The 6,538-nt window shown below is 32.8% G+C and carries 1 protein-coding gene and 1 pseudogene; both read right to left on the reverse strand.

Going from position 1 to position 6,538, the window contains the following annotated elements; genetic code table 11:
• Nucleotides 1–181: 181 nt before the first annotated feature.
• A pseudogene (locus F6K54_RS37910) lies at nt 182–355 on the reverse strand (glycosyltransferase); the annotation flags it as partial.
• 65 nt (nt 356–420) lie between these two features.
• Nucleotides 421–6,213 (reverse strand): AAA family ATPase, encoded by a 5,793-nt coding sequence (locus tag F6K54_RS37915; protein ID WP_293089207.1) that lies wholly within the window; start codon nt 6,211–6,213, stop codon nt 421–423.
• Nucleotides 6,214–6,538: the final 325 nt, after the last annotated feature.

The raw sequence follows: 6,538 nt of genomic DNA on the forward strand, positions 1-6,538 counted from the left end.
CTTATACCAATTCCCAAAAGTAATGCTATACTTGGGCAATACTTCAGCTATTAAGTAATTAACACTAGCCAAATAACTTTTTTGCTAATTTTAGCTATGTTAATGTTAATTATTATAATGTTTACTTCTCCCCCACTCCCCTACTCCCCTACTCCCCTGCTCAAGAAAGCGTAGAAAAGTTTTTGAGAAATGGTATTATTTCTCCCACATTTTTCGGATTAACTAAAATAGCAGCATCTCCAGCAACTTCTGGCAGAGATGAAATATTAGAAGTAATAACTGGAGTACCACAACCCATCGCTTCCAATACTGGAAAACCAAACCCTTCCCACAGACTAGGAAAAACCAGAGCGATATCAATTATCAATTATCAATTATCAATTATCAATTATCCATTATCCATTATCCATTATCCATTAATCAACCAAGGTTGTACTCGATCCAACCCTGATCAAAAATTAATTCGTAAATGCGGTTATGAATTTTTAGCAAGCCATTTTGCTTTATTGCTAGTCCTGACAAACATAATTCTTTTTGTACTGGAATATCTAAGCTTGCTATCTCTTTTTGCTCCCATAATTGTTGATAAATTGTGAGAAGTTGGGTTTTGTTTGGACTGTAAAGAATGCGATCGCGAATGGTTTTTAAATGCTCTGGTTCATCTTGAACTTCCCAATTTGTCAGAATTTTTTCTTGTACTAGGTTCTCTATCCATTCTGTTTCACCATTAACAGGAATAGGTGTTTTTGAATCACGAATAAACCGACATAGTTTTTGAGTTAAAAAAGGCTGTCCTCCCGTCCAGTTTAATATTTCTTGAAGAACAGTTTGAGGATTACTAACTTTTTCAGCTATTCCAAATAATAAAGGTTGTGCTTCATGTCGTTTAAAGCTTTCTAATTCTATTGCTTGACCGATATTAAAAGGAGTTCTCCTAATATCAGTCATTAATTCAGAAGGAGTTGCTACACCAAACAAGGCAAAGGTGAGATGCTGATATCTAGATTTTGGATCGATCATTCGTTGATTGTAGCAAGACCGAATCAGGGCAAAAAAGCTATCCACCGGAATTTTTAAGCCTAAAATACTATCAATTTCATCAATAAAAATGAAGACTTTTTTGGGAGTTTGACTTTCATTATTATTCAGTTCAACTAATAAAATATCTTGCAGAAATCTATCGAATCTTTGTAACGGAGAAATATCTAATCGGTCATTCCACCAAGCTTTTAAATTAACTGTGGTTAGTAAATCAAAACTGTACAATAAATCGACAGCTAATCCTTTATACCATTGTTCTATCGTTACATTTTCATCAGCGATGCGGGTTAAATCTATCGCAGCACAATGATATCCTTCATTGTTAAAATGGTGCATCATCTTCACCATGAGACTAGATTTACCCATTTGTCGGGAGTTCAAAATATAACAAAACTCACCTTTTTTTAAAGCTTGATAGAGAGTGCGGTCTGCTTGTCGGACTACATAAGTAGGAGCATCCATCGACAAACTTCCTCCTACTTGATAATCAAAATTAGAGCTAGGTTCGGCAGTTTTTAGTAGATCATTTTCAAAGATAAGTTCTGCTTGAGTTTCTTTGAGAACTTCTAAGGTTTGAGACAGTTCTTTTGTGCGTTCTTCGACTCTTTTTTCTAGGGTTTTATACAGTCTGGAATTGTCAATGGAAATTGCAGCTTGAGCGGATAATATTTTTAATAATTCAACTCTTTTTGTTGTGAATGTGTCTGTAGTTAAATTATTTTCTAAATAAACAATTCCTCTTAATTGATTTTGATGAATTAATGGAATACAGAGAATGGATTTGCTTTTTTTGGCAATAATATAAGGGTCATTAATAAATTGTCCTTCGTTAGCTGCATCTTTGAGAACGATATTTTCTTGACTCCGGAGTACATAATTGATAATCGTGGTTGGTAAAATCGGAATTGATGTTTCTGAGTCTACAAACTCGATAGGAATTGATTGTAAAGTTATCACTTCATCGCTATCTATTCTTCCTTGAGCTTCAATAACCCAACTCTCTTCGCGATCGAGAATTAAAAAGCCTGTTTGTGCCCCGGCATTTTCAATCGCAATTTTCATTAAATTGTGTAGAAGTTTTTCCAGATTAATTTCATCAGAAATTGCTTGAGATGCTTTAATAACTGTTGTTAAGTCGAGAATTTCTCCATCAGAACCAGAAGTAGAAATGGTTGTACTAAGACCTTTTGATTTTTTTTCATTTACTACTCCTAATAAATACTGAGGATATTCCTCTTCTAACTGTTTAACTTTAGCTTTAGCACCCCAACGGATGTAACAATGATGGGCATTTCTGAGGTAAAATTGACCGATTTTTTTTCTGTCAAGGGCGAAATAAAACTCTGCTGCTCGTTCGTAAGCTAAAGCTTCTTCGTGGATAAATTCATATTTTTCTGCTCCTTCAATGGCGCGATCGTACAGTTCTTCTGCTTGCAAAGTTTGTCCTAAAATTCGTGCTTTTTCTGCTTCGACTAAATCGTATTTGTGCTGGAAATTTTCTCGGCAATGTCCAGTCCATATTTTCATATCCTCTTGATTTTTTTCTACTTGTTCTAGTAATTGTTTTTGTTTAGTTGGCTCTGAATTATGATAATTAGCCAAGAAAGTAAGAGAAGAATAGAAATTATGTTGAGGTGCTGGTAAATATTTTGAACAACCACCATAATTATATTTTTGAGCTTTGATCGAATAATCAATCGCCCTATCATATTCCTTGAAAAAGTAAAGTAGAAATGTTTTGGCAAAATAAGTGATAAATAACAACCATATATTTTTACTCTTATTCCAATTATCTAAATAAGATTCTTCTGCCAACAAGGAATCGCCAATGACAATAAAATGTTTCGAGTTATTAATTAAATTGTTTACTATTTGATGACATATATTTGTGTAATTAGTACAATACTCTATGTGGAAATTCTTAATTAATTGAAGATACTGGTCTCCTTTTTCCCAGATACTTTCTAGACTATATCCTCCAAATAAACTCATCAAATGATAACTAATGAAACAGTAAGAAGCATAAGGATAATCTCCTACATATATACCTTTTTGAAAGCCATTAAGGCATTTTTTTTGTACTTCAGTATTTATCAGATATTGTTTCCAATGCCATAAACATCCATGATAGATATGGATGACTAAAGGTTCTAATGAAGATACATTATATTTTTCTTGCAACTTCAGAGATAATTGTCCAAATTGATATCCTAATTCAGTATCTTCGGAGGAAGAAGGTAAGAAGAAAAGAGCATAAAAAACATAGCTACCAGCAGCTTGAGGTGGATTACCGTATTGAATACATAGATTAATCATAATTAGTACAATCAAAGGCTCTAAAGGCGAATTTGTACTAGCTAGAAGAGGTATCATCCGTTGTGAGATTACAATAGCTGAAATTTTATAAGGATCTGTTAGTTGTGGAAGATCGACTAAATCCTTAATCTGTTTATCTTTTAAAAGAAATTTTAAACGCTTATATTCTTGGTGACTTCTTTTTTTTATTTCATCTTCATCTTGAGGTAGATATATGTCTATTTTGGGTAATGCTAAAGCTTTGACAAAATTTTCTATTGCTTTTTGTTGGTTAAGATCGGACAGATAAGACAAACTTTTGATTTGATATATCTTCACTTTGTCGAGAGTATCATAATTTTTACTTAGCAAAACATCAGAGTAATCTTGAACCTTTAGGTAATCAGCCGTTAAATAAAGAACTTCTAAGAATTCTAGATGAATTTCAAATATTAATGAACCTTGGTAATTCCATTGGTTAAAATTTAAAAGTTTTATACCAGTTTCTAGATACTTTAATGCCGTTTCATAAGCAGTCGATGCTTTGGCTTTTTTTCCAGCTTGAAGATTTAATTTGGCTAACCCATCTTTTTCTAATTGATCAGTAATTAAGTCCAAACCTTCATTAAGTTGATTAACAATATCAAAAATATTATTCTGTAACTCATCCTCTTTATTCCGAGCATCTTTAATATTTTTCAGTAACAAACGACCTACTTGTAGATGAACTTGCTTTTTTTCTGTTTCTGGAATCAAAGAATAAGCAGCTTGTTGTACTCGGTCATGTAAAAATTTGTAGGGAATAAATGTAGAATACTGAGATGAGATATCTGAGTTATTTGATGATTCTTCTGAATTCCAAAGCAGAGGAACTTTATAATTATTGTCTAGAGGAATTATTAAACTTTCATCTAAGGCAGACTGTATTTCTTTAGCTGTAACTATTTGAGATTTATTATTAACGATTGAAAGAATTTCTAAATTAAAATGGTTTCCAATACAAGCCGCTAATCTGAGAACTTGTTGAGTTTTTTTATCCAACTTTTCAATTTTTCTGACCATCAAGTCAACTACGTTATCGGTAATAGATACATTTTCAATTTCGTCTATATTCCACTGCCAATAACTTTGTTGATTATCTTTTGATTGATGAGAGTTAAATACTAATAAATTTTCTTGGTATAAAGAATAAAGCAGTTGAGTCAGGAAAAAAGGATTGCCTCCAGTTTTTTTTGCAACTAATTCAGCTAAAGGTTTAGTAATTTCTGTTGAGCAACTTAGGGTATCAGCAATTAATTGATTAATATGATGAATTTTTAAGGGGTAAAGGGTAATTTCATTAACTGGTACTTTTGCTTGCTTAATTTTCTCTAAAGTGTGCATTAGAGGATGAGTAGAACTAACTTCATTATCTCGATATGCTCCAATTAACAGAAAATATTGGTTATCTGAATCTAATATTAATTGCTCAATTAAGTTGAGAGATGCTAAATCTGCCCATTGTAAATCGTCAATAAAAATTACTAAAGGATGTTCTTTTTGACAGAAAACACTCAAAAATCTTTGAAATAATAAATTGAACCTATTTTGACTTTCCGTAGCTCCCAATTGTTCGACTGGAGGTTGTTGCCCAATTATTTTTTCCAGTTCAGGAATTACATCAATAATAATTTGACCGTTATTTCCCAGAACTGCTAAAATTTTATTTCTCCAAGTTTTTAGAGTTATATCCGGTTCGCTTAGGAGTTTACGGATTAAGTCTTGAAAAGCTTGAGAAATTGCTGAATAAGGAACATCTCTCTGCAATTGGTCAAATTTACCACTAATAAATTTTCCTCGTTGCTTTATAATGGGTTTGTGAATTTCATTGACTAAAGCTGATTTACCAATTCCTGAATAACCAGAAATCAAAATCATTCCAGTTTTTCCCAGACTTACTTGCTCAAATGATGTTAAAAGTTCCTCGACTTCTTGTTCTCTACCATAGAGTTTTTGAGGAATCTGAAACTTCTCAGCAATATCTTGACTTCCTAAAGGAAACTCAGAAATTTTTCCTAAAGTCTTTAATTTATATAGACAGGTTTCTAAATCTGCTTTAATTCCCAAAGCACTTTGATATCTTTCTTCTGGAGTTTTAGCTAATAATTTGCTGACGATATTTGACACAGCTAAAGGAAGGTCAGGAATTAGTTCATGTACTGGTAATGGTTGTTGTGCAATATGACAATGAACTAGCTCCATAGGATCGGTTGTTTCAAAAGGAAGTTTATTGGTTAAAAGTTCATAGAAAGTTACCCCAAGGGAATAAAAATCACTGCGATAATCTACACCTCGATTCATTCTCCCTGTTTGTTCCGGGGCGATATATGCTAAAGTTCCTTCTAATTGATTGGGGGGAAGAACTTTCAGAAATTCTTGAGATAAACGGCTAGAAATTCCAAAGTCAATGATTTTTAATTGTTCTGTTTGGGGGTTATAGACAATGTTGGAAGGGTTAATGTCTTTGTGAATAATATTAGCAGTATGAATTGCAGCTAAACTCTCAGTTGTCTTAATGGCAATAGTCAGAAAGTTTTCTAAGGTTAATTGACTTATGTTTAGTAATAATTTTAGAGATTGACCGCCAAAGTCTTCTAAAAGCATGACTAAACTCTTCTCATATCTTTGTAAATCGTAAGCTTTAATAATGCTATCTAAATTCAAGGAACGAGTAATTTCATATTCTTGTTTATAACGGGTTAGTTCTGAAGCTGTAGGATAATTTTCTTTGAGGATTTTCAGAATGATAGGTTGATTATCTGGTTTTAATAAACCTTGATAAACTAAGGAATTAGCACTTTCATATATTCGCTTAGTAAGCTTATAATTAGTTTCCATAATCCTTTAATGAGTCAACTATAATTTAAGTATATCAGGACTTACGCAACAACAGTAATTGTAGTGGTAATATCTGTAATAATGACCAAATTATGCACCTACAAAGGATTATTTACACAAACAATGCCTATAGAGTAAGGGTTTTACCTCTTATAGCGGTTTTCAGTCTGGTGAGGTACATCAACGATCCCCCTAAATCCCCCTTCTCAAGGGGGACTTTCAGTTCCCCCCTTCTCAAGGGGGGTTAGGGGGGATCTTTAGCGGTGTACCTCACTAACCTGGGAAATGCTATATATAGAATCCGGGTAATTAGTTATCGTATTAC

This window comes from Okeania sp. SIO3B5, assembly GCF_010692555.1.
Lineage (GTDB): Bacteria > Cyanobacteriota > Cyanobacteriia > Cyanobacteriales > Microcoleaceae > Okeania.